Consider the following 16,170-nt stretch of genomic DNA (forward strand, 5'->3'; position numbering starts at 1 on the left):
GTGCCCGCCCCGTCCTCGGCGCCGGCCGGCGTCGTCCCGCCGCTGGCCTCGCACGAGCTCCTCGTCTTCCTGCTCCAGATCGGCGTCCTGCTGGCGCTGGCGCTCCTGCTGGGACGCCTCGCCGCCAGGTTCGGCCTGCCCGCCGTGGTCGGCGAGCTGTGCGCGGGCGTGCTCGCCGGCCCGTCCCTGCTCGGCTGGGCGGCGCCGGACCTGGCCGCGTGGCTGCTGCCGCAGGACGCCGGGCAGATGCACCTGCTGGACGCCGCCGCCCAGATCGGCGTGCTGCTCCTGGTCGCGCTCACCGCGATCGAGATCGACCTCGGCCTGCTGCGGCGCAACCGCGTGACCGCGCTGCGGGTGAGCGCGGCCGGGCTGGTGGTCCCGCTCGCCCTGGGCGTCGCCGTCGGGTACGTCCTGCCCGCAGCGCTGCTGCCCGGCGAGGGCGCCGCGGAACGTACGGTCCCGGCGCTGTTCCTGGGCGTGGCGATGTGCGTGAGCGCCCTGCCGGTCATCGCCAAGACGCTGATGGACATGAACCTGGTGCACCGCGACATCGGCCAGCTCATCCTGACCGCGGGCGTGCTCGACGACATCGCCGGCTGGTTCCTGCTCTCCCTGGTGTCGGCCCTGGCGATCGGCGGGTTCACCGCCGCCGGCGCCGCCGCGTCGCTGCTCTCGCTGGCCGCGGTCGCGGTGGCGGCGCTGCTCGCCCGCCCGCTCGTCCGGGCGGTGCTGCGGGCCGCCGGGCGGTCCACTCCGGCGGTCACGCTCGCCGCGGTCGTCGCGCTGACGTTCCTGGCCGCCGCCGCCACGCAGGCCCTCGAACTGGAGGCGATCCTGGGGGCGTTCGTCTGCGGGCTGCTGATCAAGGCGGCCGGAAATGTCGAGCTCGCCCGGATCGCCCCATTGCGGACGCTTGTTCTCGCTGTTTTCGCGCCGCTCTTCTTCGCCACCGCCGGGCTGCGCATGGACCTCACCGCGCTCGCGCGCCCGGACGTGCTCGCCCTGGCCCCGCTGATCCTGCTGATCGCCATCGCGGGCAAATTCCTGGGCGCCTATCTCGGCGCGACGCTCAGCCGGCTGGACCGCTGGGAGGCGCTCGCCCTGGCCGGCGGGATGAACGCGCGCGGCGTGATCGAAGTGATCGTCGCGATGGTCGGGCTGCGGCTCGGCGTGATCACTCCGGCGATGTACACGATCATCGTGCTGGTCGCGATCGTGACGTCGCTCATGGCCCCGCCGGTCCTGCGCATGGCGGTGCCGAGAATCGAACTGAAGAGCGAGGAGGAATTGCGCCTAATGTCGGATACGCGCATTCCAAGCTAGATCATTCACCGCATTTATGATCGATTTCCATGAACGCTTGCACGCCTCGCGGAACCGGCTATAACCTAGCCGCCCTGTCACGGAACTCATATGTCATCGAAATTGACATCCGTCAGTAATCGCTGGGGCGTCCCTCCCTTTCGGTACCGCCCGGAAGGCGGAATTTCGGCTCCATGGAAATTGAGGATGTATCAATGGCTCGATCCGGTACGACGCGCGGAAGACGAACGTCCGGCGTCCCGATATGGCTGCCTCCCCTCCTCGTCCTCCTGGCGGGCGCGGCCGTGGCCTGGCTGGTGGCCGGGCTGGTGTCCCGCGACGCCCAGGTGGCCGTCGCGGGCTGCTGCGCGGTGGCCGCCGCGATCGTCGTCTGGGAGGAGACGCGCAGGGAGCGCGCGCTCACCGCCATGGAGCAGCGGCAGGCCGCCGAGGCGGAGGCCCTGCGGCGCCGGTGGGCCGACCAGGAGACCGAGACCATCCGGCTCGCCACCGAGCTGCTGCCCGCCGCGGTCGAGCGCCTCCAGCGGGGCGCGGTCGCGGAGGAGGCGCTGAGCGGGCTGTCCCCCGACCCCCGGCTCGGCCCGCGGCTGGGCGCCGCCCACGGAGCGGTGCTGCGCTCGGTGATCGACGCGGTGGAGGCCCAGGTGGGCCTGCACGACTCCGCCCAGCGGGCGTTCGTGAACATCGCCCGCCGGGTGCAGGCCATCGTCCACCAGCAGGCCCAGGACCTGCGGGCGATGGAGGACAAGCACGGCGAGAACCCCGACATCTTCGGCGACCTGCTGCACCTCGACCACGGCACCGCGCTGATCGGCCGGCTCGCCGACAGCATCGCCGTGCTCGGCGGCGCGCGGCCGGGCCGCCAGTGGCGCCAGGACGTGCCGCTGTTCAACGTCCTGCGCGGCGCCATGTCGCGGATCGCCGACTACAAGCGGGTCGACCTGCACTCGGTCGCCGAGTTCGCCGTCGTCGGGCCGGCGGTGGAGCCGCTGATCCACGCGCTCGCCGAACTGCTCGACAACGCCACCCGCTACTCGCCCCCGCAGGCGCGCGTGCACCTGACCGCGATCGAGGTCCAGTCCGGCGTGGCGGTCGAGATCGAGGACGCCGGGGTGGGCCTGACCGAGGAGGCGCGGGCGCGCGCGGAATGGGCGCTCGCCCAGGGGACGACCGGGATCGACCTGGACGACCTCGGCGAGTCCCCGCGGCTGGGCCTGGCCGTCGTCGGCCGCCTGGCCAAGGCCAACGACTTCACCGTGGCGCTGCGCCCGTCCGTGTACGGGGGCGTGCGCGCGGTGCTGACCGTGCCCAAGGAACTGATCACGCTGACGCCGGTGCCCGGCGGCAAGATCGCCCGCGCGGCCACGCTGCCGCCGCCCCGGCCCCGGCCGCGGCCCGGCGGCGGGCCCGTCCGGGTCGAGCCGGAGGGCCCGGCGGGCGAGTTCCCGCGCGACGCCAACGGCCTGCCGCAGCGGCGGCGCCGCCGCGGCGCGCCGGTCACCGCGGCCCCCCGGACCGGCGGCACGGTCCCCGCGCCCGCCGGGCACGGGCTTCCGGCGGAGCCGGCGAAGGCGGCCGCGGAACCCGGCATCTGGCTGGCCGACTTCCACAACGGGATCTCCGGTAACCACTCCACGCCCGAGGCCGAACGGCCGGACGGCGACGACGACGCTTCCTGGGGCGAGGGTGAGTAGTCGAATGACACAGCGGCGGCTGAACATGGACTGGATGCTCAAGGACCTCGCGGCCGGCGTCCCTCAGACGCGCCACGTCGTGGTCCTCTCCTCGGACGGGCTGAGCATCGCCGAACTGAGCACGTCCGAACCACCGGACGGCGACACCGACACCACCGACCGGCTGGCCGCGGCCTGCGCGGGGCTGCAGAGCCTCGCGAGCGCGATCGCCGCGGAGTTCCCGCACGGCGACGGCCGGATGCGGCTGGTGGTGATCGAGATCGACGGCGGCTTCTTCTACCTGATGGCCGCCGGCCAGGGGGCGTACCTGGCGGTGCTGGCCGACGAGGGCGTGGACGCCGGGCTGATGGGCCAGCGCATGCGGGACCTGGTCGCGCGCATCGGGGAGCACCTGAGCAGCGCGCCGCGTTCGAGCGAGCCGGCCCTGTGAGCCCACCCGCCGGGGACGGCCGGCCGGACTGGGAGGAGGGCGCGCCGGAGCGGCTGTACGTCGTCACCGCCGGCCGCGACCGCCCGTCCCGGCGCGTCCCCCTGGACCTGGTGACGCTGGTGGTGTCGCAGGGCGTGCCCGAGCCGGGCATGAACCCCGAGCACCTGGCCATCCTGCGCATGTGCGCGGGCCCGTTGTCGATCGCCGAGATCTCGGCGTACCTGTCCCTGCCGTGCAGCACGGTCACCGTGCTGGTCGCGGACCTGGTGGACGGCGGTCATGTGGAGGTGCGGGCGCCCGTGTCGGCGACGGCGCGCCCGGACGTCACGCTTTTGGAGGCGGTGATGGATGGGCTTGCCAGGATCTGACGTGCGGGTCGGGCCCGCGGAGCGGGACACCCTGCCCGCGTCGACCGCGGCGGCGGTCAAGATCGTGGTCGTCGGCGGTTTCGGGGTCGGGAAGACCACCCTGGTCAGGGCGGTCAGCGAGATCCGGCCGCTGACGACCGAGGAGACCATGACGGAGGCCAGCGTCGGCGTCGACGACGTCGCCGGCGTGGAGACCAAGACGCAGACGACCGTGGCGATGGACTTCGGCCGGATCAGCCTGAACGAGGAGCTGGTGCTCTACCTGTTCGGCACACCCGGGCAGGAGCGCTTCTGGTTCCTGTGGAAGGGGCTGTTCGAGGGCGCGCTGGGCGCGGTGGTCCTGATCGACACCCGGCGGCTGGAGGTCAGCTTCGACGTGCTGGGCCGGCTGGAGGACGAGGGCGTCCCGTTCATCGTGGCCGTCAACTGCTTCCCGGACGCGCCGCGGCACCCGCTGGCCGACATCCGGTCCGCCCTGGACCTGCCCGACCCCGTGCCCATCGTCGAGTGCGACGCCCGCGACCGCGCGTCCAGCCGCGACACGCTGATGGCGCTGATGCGCTACCTCTACACCCTCACCGCGGCGACCACCGCCGCGACCCAGGAGCGATGACCGTGTCCCCCACTCCCCCCGACCGGTTCCCCGACCCGGAGGCCGGCGTCCCCGTGCCGCCGCCGGAGTGCCCGGCGCACGCAGGGCATTCCGCGGCCGGCCTGGTGAACCTGTTCTCCCCCGAGTCCGTCTCCGACCCCATGACCGTGTACGAGCGGCTGCGGGCCGAGCACGGCCCGGTGGCGCCGGTCCTGGTGGCCGACGACCTCCCGGCCTGGCTGGTGCTCGGCTACCGGGAGAACCTGGAGGTCGCCCGCACCTCCACCCACTTCACCCGCGACTCCCGGGTCTGGAACCTGGCCCGGGAGGGGAAGGTCCCGGCCGACTCGCCGCTGCGGCCGCTCACCGACTGGAAGCCGATGATCCGGTTCGCCGACGGCGACGCGCACCGGCGGCTGCGGTCGGCGATCAACGACAGCCTCGGCCGGCTGAACCGGCGCGGCATCCGCCGGCACGTCACCCGGTTCGCCGGGGAGCTGATCGACGGCTTCTGCGCGGCGGGCGAGGCCGATCTCGTCGGCCGGTTCGTCCAGCACCTGCCCATGCTCGTGCTGGGCCGGCTCATCGGCATCCCCGACCAGGCCGGCCCGGCCATGGTCGCGGCGACGCGCGACCTGGGATCGGGGGCGAAGACGGCCGTCGCCAGCAACGAGCACCTCGTCGCGCAGCTGCGCCAGGTCGTGGCGGCGAAGCGGGCCTCCCCCGGCAACGACATCGCCTCCTGGCTGCTCCAGCATCCCGCCGGGCTCACCGACGTCGAGGTCGTCCAGAACCTGCGGGTGCTGGTGGTGATCGGGAACGAGACCACCGTCAGCCTCATCGCCAGCACGCTGCGGATGGTGCTCTCCGACCCCCGGTTCCGCGCCTCGCTCGCCGGCGGCCACATGACGCTGCCGGACGCCGTCGAGCAGATCCTGTGGGACGAGCCGCCGTTCCGCACCCTGGTCGGGCGGTGGGCCACCGCCGACACCGAGCTGGGCGGGCAGCGGATCAAGGCGGGCGACCTGATGCTGCTCGGCCTGGCCGCCGGGAACGTCGATCCGGCCATCCGGCCGGATCCGGCCGCGCCGCTCTACGGCAACCGCTCCCACCTCTCGTTCGGCGCCGGCGCGCACGAGTGCCCCGGACAGGAGATCAGCCGGGCCATCACGGAGACGGGCGTCGACACGCTGCTCGCCCGGCTGCCCGACGTGGCCATGGCGGTGACCGAGGAGGACCTGCACTGGCGTTCTGCCTGGGTGACCCGCCATCTGGACGCGCTTCCCGTCACGTTCACGCCCCGGCGCCCGCAGGCGCGGCCCGCGCCGGAGCCGGCGGACCCCGCCACCGCGGCGCGTCCCGCGCCCGCGCCTCCGGCCGGCCCTCCGGACCCGGCTCCGTGGCCGCCCGCGCCCGCAGCGACGGGATGGGCGTCGCTGCGGAGGCATCTGACGCACCTGTCCGGAAGCGACGGCCGGTGGCACTCTTGAGGTACGTCGAGGGCCGGAGCGTCACGGTTCCCGTTCCCCGGAGGTGCACACATGTCGAAGCGAGAGGTCCACTTAGTCGGCAGCTATCCGGCCGCCGACGCGGGCGAGGCGATGACGGCGGCGGTGCGGGCCGCGGGCGGGCGCCTGCGGACGCTGTCGGACGGCGAGGTCGGCGAGCGCCGCAACTGGGTCCAGCACATCATCGAGGGCCTCCGGCGGCATCCGGACGTGGAGCTGCGCAAGAACGGCGGCTGGTCGGGCTACGACGACCGGCCGGTGTTCCGGGTGCGGCGGGGGCACCGGCTCACCGCCGAGGGCCTCGACCTGGGGCACGCGCGGAACGCGGCGGCCGGGTACGCCGCGTTCCGGAAGATCCGCGCCGAGCACGGGCTGGACGGGCTGTCCTTCCAGGTCGGCATCCCGGGTGACCTCGACCTCGCGCTCTTCTCGTTCGGCCCGGCCGGCGCGTTCCGGTACCGGCGGCCGTTCCGCGAGGCGCTGGTCCGGGAGATCGGGGAGGTCGCCCGGTGGGGCCGCGGCGACGTGCTCTTCCAACTGGAGTTCCCGGTGGAGCTGGTCATGGCGGCGACGGCCCCGCCGCCGCTGCGCCCGGCGGCGGCGCGTCTCCTGGCGTCCGGCATGACCCGGCTGGCCGCCGAGGCCCCGCCGCGCTCCCGGTTCGGCGTCCACCTGTGCGTCGGCGACCTCAACAACCGGGCGCTGAAGCGCATGCGCACCACCGCGCCGCTGGTCGCCCTGGCCCGCGCCGTGCTGCGCGCCTGGCCGGCGGGCCGCGACCTGGAGTACGTCCACGTCCCGCTCGCCGCCGGCGAGCACCCGCCGGTGCTGGACCCGCGCTTCTACCGGGACCTCGGACGGCTGCGGGACATGCCGCCCGGCGTCCGGTTCGTCGCAGGCCTGGCCCACGAGGAGCAGGACCTGGCCGAGCAGCGCCGGATACTGCGCGGCGTGGAGGCGCTCCTGGCCCGCGACGTCGCCGTCTCCACCGCCTGCGGCCTGGGCCGCCGCTCCCCCGAGAACGCCGCCCGGGCCCTGGAACGCGTCGTCGCCCTCGCCGACGCCTGACCCCTGTCCCCTGACCCCTGTCCCGCCGCGACGGGACCGGCTCCATGCGCTAGTCCCGGGGAGTTCGGCGGCCGTTGCCGGTGAGGTAGGCGACGACGGCCTCGCCGGTCATCTCGCGGTGGCGGGCGCGGTGCTCGGGCGCGGTGAGGTCGCGTCCGAACAGGGCACCGAAGGTGTACTGGTTGGCGATCCGGAAGACGCACAGCGCGCTGATCATCATGTGCACGTCCACGGCGTCGGCATCGGTGACGAAATCACCGGACGCGCGGCCCGCCTCCAGGATCCGGGAGATGAGGCCGGCGGCCGGGGCGCCGAGGTTGGTCAGCACCTCCGACTTGCGCAGGTGCTCGGCCTGGTGGATGTTCTCGATGCCGACGAGCTTGATGAAGTCGGGGTGCGCGTCGTGGTGGTCGAAGGTCAGCTCGGCCAGCGTGCGGATCGCCTCGACCGGCGCCAGGTGCTCCACGTCGATGGCCGACTCGGCCGCCCTGACCTCCGAGTAGACCTTCTCCAGGACGGCGATGTACAGCTTCTCCTTCGCGCCGAAGTAGTAGTAGATCATCCGCTTGGTGGTGCGCATGAGCGCGGCCATCTCGTCCACCCGGGCGCCGGCGTACCCGTGCCGCGCGAACTCCCGCTGCGCCACCTCCAGGATCTCGGCCCGGGTGCGTTCGGCGTCGCGGCGGCGCCCGGCCGGGGCGGGCGGGTGGGGCTGCGTCGACATCTGACTCCACGGAAGCGGGCCTACCGGCGGACACCTCATCCTAGAACGGGCGCGCGCCGCCGCCGGTGATCAGGTCGTTCGCGAACGCCTCCACGCCGTCGCACCCGCGACTCTTGCTGAAGAACGTACTAGTTCGTACATTACGCCTGTGAGCCATGCCACAGCGAGGAGTGAATCGCCGAACATGCGACCCTTCCGGTACGGCCTGATCGGCTCGGGCATAGCGACGTCGCTGTCGCCGCCCCTGCACGAGGCGGAGGGGCCGCACCACGGCCTCGACGTCTCGTACGCCCTCATCGACACCGCGCGCCCGGGCGTCCCGGACGACCTCGGCCGGCTGCTGGACGAGGCCGAGGCGGCGGGCTTCGCCGGCGTCAACATCACCCATCCGTTCAAGCAGCGGGTGATCGCGGAGCTCGACCGGCTCTCCCCGCAGGCGGCCGACATCGGCGCCGTGAACACGGTCGTGTTCACCGGCGGGCGCCGGATCGGGCACAACACCGACGCGGCCGGGTTCGCCGAGTCGTTCCGGCACGGGCTGCCCGGCGCCGCGTCCGGCCATGTCGTCCAGCTCGGCGCGGGCGGCGCCGGGGCGGCCTGCGCCTACGCCCAGCTGTCGGGCGGCACGCGGCGGCTGACCGTCGCCGATCCCGACCCGGTACGGCGCGCGGGCCTGGTCGAGACGTTCGCGGCGCGCTTCGGCGCCGGCCGGATCGCGGGCGCCGCCCCCGAGGATCTGGACGGGGCGCTCGCGTCCGCCGACGGCGTGGTGAACGCCAGCCCGGTCGGCATGGACGCGCACCCCGGCACGCCGCTGCCGCCCGAGCTGCTGCGGCCCGGGCAGTGGCTCGTCGACATCGTCTACATGCCGCTGGAGACGCCGCTGCTCGCGGCGGCGCGCGCCCGCGGCCTGCGCGCCATCGGCGGCGCGGGCATGTGCGTGTTCCAGGCCGCCGAGAGCTTCGCCCTGATCACCGGCCGGACCCCGGACACGGGCCGGATGCTCGGCCGGCTGGAACGCCTGCTCGCCCGGCGCGGCCGGGACGGCCGGGCCGGCCCACCCCCCACCGAGACCCGGAGAGTCACATGAGCCAGCACACCAGGCCGCCGGACCCCGCGACGCGGCCCGAACCCGTACGGGACCTTCCCGAGCCCATGCCGCTGCGCCGGATGGTCGGCCCCGGCATCGTGGCCATCGGCATCGGCCTCGCCGCCGGCGAGATCATCCTCTGGCCGTACCTCACCGCGATCGGCGGGCTCGGGCTGCTGTGGCTGGCCCTGACCACGCTGGCCGTCCAGTACGTGATCAACATGGAGATCGAGCGCTACACGCTGGCCACCGGCCAGACGGTCGTGGCGGGCTTCTCCCGCTGGTGGCGCGGCTGGGGCGTGCTGATCTGCCTGGCCGGCGCGTTCCAGTACGTGTGGCCCGGCTGGGCGACCAGCGGCTCGACGGTGCTCACCTACCTCGTCGGCGGCGGCGACCCGGTCTGGATCTCGGTCGGCGCCCTGGTCGTCATCGGGGTCCTGCTGACGTTCTCCAAGGTGATCTACACGACGGTGGAGCGGGTGGAGTTCGTCAAGGTGGCGCTCACCCTGTTCTTCCTGGCCGTCGCGGCCGTGTTCGTCATCTCGCTGGCGACGTGGGGCGAGGGCGCGGAGAAGACGGTGACGGGCTTCGGGCGGATCCCCGAGGGCATCACGTTCACGATGATCCTCAGCGCGCTCGGCGCGGCCGGCGCCGGCGGCGTGCACAACCTGGTCCTGAGCAACTGGATCCGCGACAAGGGGTACGGCATGGGCGCGCACGTCCCGCGCCTGGTCTCCCCCATCACCGGCCGCGAGGAGGCCGCCGGCGGCGACCGCTACGCCTTCCCCCAGGACGAGGCCAACCTCGCCCGCTGGCGGGTCTGGTGGAAGCGCGCCAACGTCGAGCACCTCACCACGTTCGTCCTGGTCTGCATCGTCACGATCGGCGTCATGAGCCTGCTGGCGTACGAGACGCTGTTCGGCCGCGACGACCTGGAGTCCGACCCCTCGTTCCTGCGCATCGAGGGCGACGTCCTCGCCGCCGAGGTCGGCACCTGGCTCAAGCTGCTGTTCTTCGCGATCGCCGCGGTGTCGCTGTGGGCGGCGGCGATGGGCCTGCTGGACGTCATCGGCCGCGTCGCGAGCGACTTCCTCAGGCGCAACTACCTGATGGACTCCGCCCGCTGGACCGAGGCGCGCATCTACCTCGCGGTGGTGTGGGCCGAGATCGTCCTGGGGTCGGCCATCCTGCTGGCCGGCTTCGACCAGCCGATCGCGCTGCTGCTGGTCTCCACCTGCGCCGCGTCGGTCGTCACGCTGCTCTACACGATCCTGCTGGTCCGCCTGAACGTCCGGGACCTTCCCGCCGCCGTCAGGATGCGCGGCGTGCGGCTGACGGCCATGGTCATCGCGATCGCCTTCTACGGCTTCTTCGCCCTGGCCATGCTCATCACCCAGATCCAGGACCTCTAGCCCTCCCGGGACAGGGCGCGCCAGGAGGTGCCGAGCGCCGCGCGGAACTGCTCGGCCTGCCGCGCGGTCAGCTCGGCGGTCATCCGCTCCTCGACGCGGCGGACCGGCTCGGCGTACTCGGCCAGCAGCTCGCGGCCCGCGTCGTTCAGCAGGATCAGCAGCTCGCGGCGGCTGGCCGGGTTGGGCTCGCGGCGGATGAGGCCGCGCTTCTCCAGGGCGCGGACCATGTCGGCCATCGTCTGGGCGGTGACGAACGAGGAGCGCGCGAGCTGCGCGGCGGACACCCCGTCGTGCCGTTCCAGGACGGTGAGCGCCGTGTACTGCAGGGCGGTGACGCCGGCGGGCCGGACGACCTCCTCCAGATGCGACCGGACGGCCAGCTCCAGGCGCTTGACCAGGTACAGCAGCGACGGCGGCGCCTTGGCGCCGCCGTCGCCGTCGCGCTCGCGGCCGATCGGCGTGGTGGTCATCGGCCCAGGTTAGAGCACCGGTGCATTGACAGGAAACCTGTCACTCCAGCACACTGCGGTTTGCCAGGATTCCTGTTGATCAGCCGGATGGGTGGGTTCATGGAGCTGACGGGCAAGGTCGCGATCGTCACCGGGAGCGGGCGGGGGCTGGGCCTGGCCTACGCCGAGGCGCTCGCCGCCGCGGGCGCGGCCGTGGTGGTCAACGACGTCGACCGGGCGGCCGTGGACGCGGCGGTGGAGAGGATCACCGGCGCCGGCGGCCGGGCGGCGGGCGTGGTCGCCGCGGTCGGCACCACCGAGGCTGCCGACGAGCTGGTGAGCGCGGCCGTCGAGGAGTTCGGCCGGCTGGACGTCATGGTCACCAACGCGGGCATCCTGCGCGACCGGGTGCTGTGGAAGATGACCGACGAGGACTTCGACGACGTCGTCCGGGTGCACCTGCGCGGGACGTTCACCTGCGCGCGGGCGGCGGCGGTGCGGATGCGCGAGCAGGGCACCGGCGGGCGGATCGTACTGATCTCCTCCCCGGCCGGGCAGCGCGGCAACTTCGGGCAGACCAACTACGCCGCCGCCAAGGCCGGGATCGTGGCGATGGCGCGGACCTGGGCGATGGAGCTGGCGCGCGCCGAGATCACCGTGAACGCGGTCGTGCCGGTCGCCGCCACCGAGATGACCAAGACGATCCCGGCGTTCGGCCCAGTGATCGAGGAGTCCGAGCGCACCGGCGAGCCGTTCCCGAACTGGCTGCGCAAGGACGAGGGCCTGGGCACCGTGCGGGACGTGGCGGGCCTGATCACGTTCCTGGCCTCGGACGCGTCCAAGGGCGTCACCGGCCAGGCGATCGGCATCGGGGGCGACCGGCTGGCGCTGTGGTCGCACCCGGCCGAGAAGGCGGTGGCGTTCAGCGAGGGCGGCTGGAGCGCGGACGAGATCGCCGAGCAGTGGGCCACGGGCGTGGGCGCCGAGCCCGAGACGTACGGCATCCCCGCCCCGAAGGTCCCGGAGGCCTGACATGCCCGAGCCGACCATGGACGTGGCCGAGCTGACCGCGATCGACGTGCACACCCACTCGGAGATCAGCAAGGACGGCCACCTGTCGCTGAGCCCGGAGCTGTTCGGGGCCTCGGAGGAGTACTTCAAGGCGCACGGGCACCGGCAGCCGTCGATCGACGAGATGGCCGCCTACTACCGGGAGCGGAAGATGGCGGCGGTGGTGTTCACCGTGGACGCCGAGCACGCCACCGGCTGGCCGCGGATCGCCAACGAGGAGGTCGCCGAGGGCTGCGCCGCACACCCCGACGTGCTGATCCCGTTCGCCAGCATCGACCCGTACAAGGGGAAGGCGGGCGTGCGGGAGGCGCGGCGGCTGGTCGAGGAGCACGGGGTGCGGGGCTTCAAGTTCCACCCCAGCATCCAGGGCTTCGCGCCGAACGATCCGCTGGCGTACCCGCTGTACGAGGCGATCGAGGAGCTGGGCGTCCCGGCGCTGTTCCACACCGGCCAGACCGGGATCGGGGCGGGCGTGCCGGGCGGCGGCGGCATCCGGCTGAAGTACTCCAACCCGATGCTCGTCGACGACGTGGCCGTGGACTTCCCCGAGCTGCGGATCATCCTGGCGCACCCGTCGTTCCCGTGGCAGGACGAGGCCCTCGCCGTGGCCAACCACAAGCCGTACGTCTACATCGACCTGTCGGGCTGGTCGCCCAAGTACTTCCCGCCGCAGCTGGTCCGGTACGCCAACAGCCTGCTCAAGGACAAGGTGCTGTTCGGCTCCGACTACCCCGTCATCACCCCCGACCGGTGGCTGGCCGACTTCGAGAAGCTGGAGATCAAGCCGGAGGTCCGGCCGAAGATCCTCAAGGACAACGCCGCCCGCCTGCTCGGCCTCACCACGAACAAGGAGAACTCATGATCACCGTGACCGGGCTGGACGAGATCAGGGCGCTGGCCGGCAAGGACCTCGGCCACAGCGAGTGGCTGGAGATCACCCAGGACCGGGTGGACACGTTCGCCGACGCCACCGACGACCACCAGTGGATCCACACCGACGCGGAGAAGGCGAAGGACGGCCCGTTCGGCGGCACGATCGCCCACGGCTACCTCACGCTGTCGCTGGTCATCCCGCTCTTCAACGACCTGCTCGCCATCCGCGGCATGAAGATGAGCATCAACTACGGGCTGGAGAAGGTCCGCTTCCCCAGCCCCGTGAAGGTCGGCGCGAGGATCCGGCTCGCCGCGGCGGTCGCCGAGGTCACCGACGTGGCCGGCGACGGCGTCCAGATGGTCTGCGACTTCACCGTCGAGATCGAGGGCGCCGCCAAGCCGGCCTGCGTCGCCCGCCCCATCTACCGCCACTACGCCTGAACGGGGGCGCCGTGAGCCACCCGCCGCTCGTCCTCGAACCGCTCGCCGAGCTCCGCGTCGAGATCGGCGAACCCATCGACGCCGGGCCCGTCCCCGGGGGCCGGCGCAGCATCATCCCCATCACCGGCGGCACCGTCGGCGGGCGGTTGGAGGGCGAGGTCGTCCCCGGCGGCGCCGACTGGAGCCTGCAGCGCGGCGACGGCACCGGGACGGTCAGCGCCACCTACGCCGTCCGCCTTGCCGACGGGACCGTCCTGACCATCACCAACCAGGGGACGGTGTCCGCCCGCGGCGACGGTCCCCTCGGGCTGACCGCGATCCGCATCGAGGCGCCCGAGGGGCCGTGGGCGTTCCTCAACGACACCCCGGTGGTCGGCTCCCTCGCGCTCGACCCCGGCGAGGGGCGGCCCGCGGTGTGGCTGAAGTTCTACACGGTGCGGGCCGGGACCTCCTGAGGCGCGGCCCGGCGTTCCCGCCGGGCGCGCCACAGGGCGCGGGCCGCGATCGGCGTGAGGCGCAGCGGATCGGCCAGCGCCCGGTCCGCGGTCCGCATCGCCCGCGAGAACAGCCGGAAGCCGTGCTCGTCGGCGGCCGTCCACGGCAGCCCGAACCGCTCCCGCAGCACGGGCGGCAGGAAGCCGATCCCGGCCCGGCGCAGCACGGCCGCGGGCGGCGCCATGGCGCCCGTCCAGGCGAGCCGGGGCAGCGGCCAGCGCGGCGGGGGCGGCAGCGGCTCCCGGTCCAGGGCGATGAGCAGCCGCACCGTGGCGTTGTCCTCCAGCCGCTCGTTCACCATCGTGTCGAAGTAGTCCCGGAACGCGGCGGGGTCCTCGGGGATGTGGCGCTCGGTGATGCCCAGCGCCAGCGCCAGCTCCGCCCACTCGTCGTAGAGGGCGCGTTCCCGGGCCGGCGGGATGGGCGTGCCGAAGAGCCGCTGCGTGTGGACCATGCCGTGCAGCAGGGTGGCGTGCACCCAGAGGTACGCCTCGGGGTTGAGCGCGTGGTAGCGGCGGCCCTGCGCGTCCACGCCCTTGATGTCCTTGTGGACCTCGCGCAGCCGGGCGGCCTCGCGGCGGCCGCGCTCCTCGCCCCGGTAGCCGAGGAAGTCGAACGTGGACTCCATCGTGCGCAGGAGGCGTCCCCAGCGGTCCTCCAGGAAGTCGGAGTGGTCGGCCACGCCGGCGCCGACGACGGGATGGGCCACCTGGAGGAGCAGGATCGCGCGGCTGCCGAGGCCGCCCCGCCAGTCGCCCGCGTACCGCCAGATGAGCGAGCCCGCCCCCGGGGCCGCGCCGGGGATGCCGCCGGGCGCGTCCACCCCGGTGCCGGTCATGCCGGGTCCCCCGCCGTGAGCAGGTCCGCGTCCTCCACCTCGCGGCGGGTCAGGACCGGGTCGGGGGCGGCCGGCGCGGTCGAGGCGACCGGAGCGCTCCGGGTGCCCGCGGCCACGCGCGCCTGGGCCTGCCGGAACTCGGGCAGCGGGCCCGCGCTGTCGTGCAGCGCGTTGAGCGCGACCCACAGGGAGGTGCGGCGCAGGCGCAGCGTCACCGGGTTGGGCGGCTGGTAAAGGGCGAGGCGCTGCGCCCACTTCGGGAGCATGTCGCGGGCCGCCCAGTCCATGAACGCGCTGCCCGGCTCCCACGGGCGGCTCTTGCTGTCGCGCAGGTTCGGGCCGGTGGCGAACGCCTTGATGGGCGTCAGCGCCAGCCGCGGCAGGTACGACTCCAGGCAGTCGGCGACCTCCGCCTTGGTGGCGGGCAGGTCCGTCCCGCCCAGGGCCTCGCCGACCCGGACGAACTCGCCGTAGTAGCGGTCCAGGTCGGCGCCGCGCAGCGGGCGGCGGTGGTAGCGCTCGTGCGCGGTCGCGAGCCCCCAGACGACGGTGGCGTAGTTCCACCGCAGCCACTCGGGGTCGTCGGCGTCGTACGGCAGCCCGTCCGGCCGGGTGCCCTTGACCGTGTGGTGCATGGCGCGGACGGTGCGGGCCAGGCGCTCGGCGGTCTCGGTGGAGCCGTAGGCGGTGCCGATGAAGAAGGAGATCGAGTGCCCGAGCCGGACCGCGCCGCCCTCGGGGTCGATGTTGCCGGTGGGGACGCCGTCGACCCGTTCGGCCAGCCGGGAGTGGTCGTAGCCCATCCAGCTGATGCTCGGGTCGAGCCCTTCGATGTAGGCGGCGCCGACGAGGCCGAGGACGAGGGTGGGCAGGTGCGAGTGCACGTACCAGACCGCGCTGCCGGGGCCGAACCAGCCGGGGTCGCCCTCCGGGCCCGCGAAGTCCAGGCCCTTGAAGAACCTGGAGCGGATCTCGGCGTCGAAGGCCCGCTCGAAGCGTGACGCGAGGATGTTGGCTCTCGATGGCATCCGGCACTCCCGTTCTGGCTACATCTGTATCCAGAGTAGGCATCTGGGTACGACCGTGTCCAGACTCGGCGGGGAACGATGGGTAGGGTGGCGCCATGGTGAGCGCGCGTCCTGCCGCAGCGACCCGGTGGGCGGGGGTCCCCGCGTCCCGGCGCCGGGACGAGCGGCGCGACATGCTCGTCCGCGCCGCGTACCGGCTGTTCGGGGACGAGGGCGAGTCCGCGCTGACGGTCCGCGCGGTGTGCCGCGAGGCCGCGCTGCACACCCGCTACTTCTACGAGAACTTCGCCGACACCGGCGAGCTGCTCGCGGCCGTCTACGACCAGGCGGCGACCACGCTGGGCGAGGTCCTGGCCCGCGCGCTGGACGAGGCCGGGCCGCGGCCGGCCGCCCGTACCCGCGCGGGCGTCCGGGCCGTGCTGAGGTTCATCAGCGACGACCCCCGCCGGGGCCGCGTCCTGTTCGCCGAGGCGCGCGGCAACGAGGTGCTCGCCGAGCGCCGCCGCGCCGCGCAGACCGCCCTGCTGGACGGGGTCCTCGCGATGAGCCGGGTGGAGAGCCCGCGGCTGCCGCTGGTCATCGCCGCCACCATGTTCACCGGCGCGATGACCGAGCTGGCGCAGCGGTGGGCCGACGGCCGGCTGGGCGACGACCTCGACGCGGTCGTCGACAGCGCGGTCGAGCTGGCGCTCGCCATGCACGACCGGGCCGCCGACCACCTTCCCTGAGCCGCCGGGCGGCGCGTCCCGGGGCGCCAGGGGAC

Annotated in this window: 18 protein-coding genes; 14 read left to right on the plus strand and 4 right to left on the minus strand. The window is 73.6% G+C overall.

The window, feature by feature from the left end; genetic code table 11:
- The 7 genes from AB0881_RS25285 (at position 1) to AB0881_RS25315 (ending at position 6,986) form a co-directional block, all read left to right on the plus strand.
- Entirely contained in the window at positions 1-1,326 is a 1,326-nt protein-coding gene (locus tag AB0881_RS25285; RefSeq protein ID WP_366620522.1) for a cation:proton antiporter, read from the plus strand.
- 194 nt (positions 1,327-1,520) lie between these two features.
- Positions 1,521-3,020 carry an ATP-binding protein gene (locus AB0881_RS25290; protein WP_366620524.1) on the plus strand — a complete coding sequence of 500 codons (1,500 nt, stop codon included), beginning with the start codon at positions 1,521-1,523 and terminating at the stop codon, positions 3,018-3,020.
- Between the two features lie 4 nt (positions 3,021-3,024).
- Positions 3,025-3,450 (plus strand): roadblock/LC7 domain-containing protein, encoded by a 426-nt coding sequence (locus tag AB0881_RS25295; RefSeq protein ID WP_366620526.1) that lies wholly within the window; start codon positions 3,025-3,027, stop codon positions 3,448-3,450.
- Entirely contained in the window at positions 3,447-3,818 is a 372-nt protein-coding gene (locus tag AB0881_RS25300) for a DUF742 domain-containing protein (RefSeq protein WP_366620528.1), read from the plus strand. The genes AB0881_RS25295 and AB0881_RS25300 overlap by 4 nt, the downstream gene beginning before the upstream one ends.
- A gap of 1 nt (position 3,819) precedes the next feature.
- Positions 3,820-4,431 carry an ATP/GTP-binding protein gene (locus AB0881_RS25305; RefSeq protein WP_366620530.1) on the plus strand — a complete coding sequence of 204 codons (612 nt, stop codon included), beginning with the start codon at positions 3,820-3,822 and terminating at the stop codon, positions 4,429-4,431.
- Positions 4,432-4,433: 2 nt separating this feature from the next.
- Positions 4,434-5,900: a cytochrome P450 gene (locus tag AB0881_RS25310; RefSeq protein WP_366620532.1), complete on the plus strand. Its 1,467-nt coding sequence runs from the start codon at positions 4,434-4,436 to the stop codon at positions 5,898-5,900.
- 51 nt (positions 5,901-5,951) lie between these two features.
- A complete protein-coding gene (locus AB0881_RS25315) occupies positions 5,952-6,986 on the plus strand; it encodes a hypothetical protein (protein ID WP_366620534.1) in 1,035 nt (344 codons plus the stop codon).
- 49 nt (positions 6,987-7,035) lie between these two features.
- Here the strand turns inward: AB0881_RS25315 and AB0881_RS25320 are convergent, their stop codons facing one another.
- Positions 7,036-7,710 (minus strand): TetR/AcrR family transcriptional regulator, encoded by a 675-nt coding sequence (locus tag AB0881_RS25320; RefSeq protein ID WP_366620536.1) that lies wholly within the window; start codon positions 7,708-7,710, stop codon positions 7,036-7,038.
- A 184-nt stretch (positions 7,711-7,894) separates the two neighbouring features.
- Here AB0881_RS25320 and AB0881_RS25325 point away from each other — a divergent pair, with 184 nt between their 5' ends.
- Both AB0881_RS25325 and AB0881_RS25330 read left to right on the plus strand, forming a co-directional pair.
- Positions 7,895-8,800, plus strand: coding sequence for a shikimate dehydrogenase (locus AB0881_RS25325; protein ID WP_366620538.1), 906 nt, complete (start codon positions 7,895-7,897; stop codon positions 8,798-8,800).
- Complete coding sequence (locus tag AB0881_RS25330) at positions 8,797-10,212, plus strand: Nramp family divalent metal transporter (RefSeq protein WP_366620540.1); 1,416 nt, start codon at positions 8,797-8,799, stop codon at positions 10,210-10,212. The genes AB0881_RS25325 and AB0881_RS25330 overlap by 4 nt, the downstream gene beginning before the upstream one ends.
- Here AB0881_RS25330 and AB0881_RS25335 read toward each other — a convergent pair.
- Positions 10,209-10,682: a MarR family transcriptional regulator gene (locus AB0881_RS25335; RefSeq protein WP_366620542.1), complete on the minus strand. Its 474-nt coding sequence runs from the start codon at positions 10,680-10,682 to the stop codon at positions 10,209-10,211. The two genes, AB0881_RS25330 and AB0881_RS25335, sit on opposite strands and share 4 nt — an antisense overlap.
- Positions 10,683-10,781: 99 nt before the next feature.
- Here AB0881_RS25335 and AB0881_RS25340 point away from each other — a divergent pair, with 99 nt between their 5' ends.
- The 4 genes from AB0881_RS25340 to AB0881_RS25355 are packed head-to-tail and all read left to right on the plus strand — an operon-like array spanning position 10,782 to position 13,501.
- Positions 10,782-11,693 carry an SDR family NAD(P)-dependent oxidoreductase gene (locus tag AB0881_RS25340; RefSeq protein ID WP_366620544.1) on the plus strand — a complete coding sequence of 304 codons (912 nt, stop codon included), beginning with the start codon at positions 10,782-10,784 and terminating at the stop codon, positions 11,691-11,693.
- Between the two features lies 1 nt (position 11,694).
- A complete protein-coding gene (locus tag AB0881_RS25345) occupies positions 11,695-12,594 on the plus strand; it encodes an amidohydrolase family protein (protein ID WP_366620546.1) in 900 nt (299 codons plus the stop codon).
- Positions 12,591-13,046, plus strand: coding sequence for a MaoC family dehydratase (locus AB0881_RS25350; RefSeq protein ID WP_366620548.1), 456 nt, complete (start codon positions 12,591-12,593; stop codon positions 13,044-13,046). Before AB0881_RS25345 ends, AB0881_RS25350 begins: the two co-directional genes overlap by 4 nt.
- 11 nt (positions 13,047-13,057) lie before the next feature.
- Complete coding sequence (locus AB0881_RS25355) at positions 13,058-13,501, plus strand: DUF3237 domain-containing protein (RefSeq protein WP_366620550.1); 444 nt, start codon at positions 13,058-13,060, stop codon at positions 13,499-13,501.
- On the opposite strand, the gene AB0881_RS25360 is transcribed toward AB0881_RS25355, so the two are convergent.
- Positions 13,474-14,379: an oxygenase MpaB family protein gene (locus tag AB0881_RS25360; protein WP_366620552.1), complete on the minus strand. Its 906-nt coding sequence runs from the start codon at positions 14,377-14,379 to the stop codon at positions 13,474-13,476. The genes AB0881_RS25355 and AB0881_RS25360 overlap by 28 nt on opposite strands.
- On the minus strand, positions 14,376-15,407 hold the full coding sequence (locus tag AB0881_RS25365) for an oxygenase MpaB family protein (protein WP_366620554.1): 1,032 nt from the start codon (positions 15,405-15,407) through the stop codon (positions 14,376-14,378). The genes AB0881_RS25360 and AB0881_RS25365 overlap by 4 nt, the downstream gene beginning before the upstream one ends.
- A 98-nt stretch (positions 15,408-15,505) precedes the next feature.
- On the opposite strand from AB0881_RS25365, the gene AB0881_RS25370 reads away from it, so the two are divergent.
- On the plus strand, positions 15,506-16,135 hold the full coding sequence (locus AB0881_RS25370; RefSeq protein ID WP_366620556.1) for a TetR family transcriptional regulator: 630 nt from the start codon (positions 15,506-15,508) through the stop codon (positions 16,133-16,135).
- The last annotated feature ends 35 nt before the right edge of the window (positions 16,136-16,170 follow it).

The organism is Spirillospora sp. NPDC029432 (assembly GCF_040703975.1).
Taxonomy (GTDB): domain Bacteria; phylum Actinomycetota; class Actinomycetes; order Streptosporangiales; family Streptosporangiaceae; genus Spirillospora.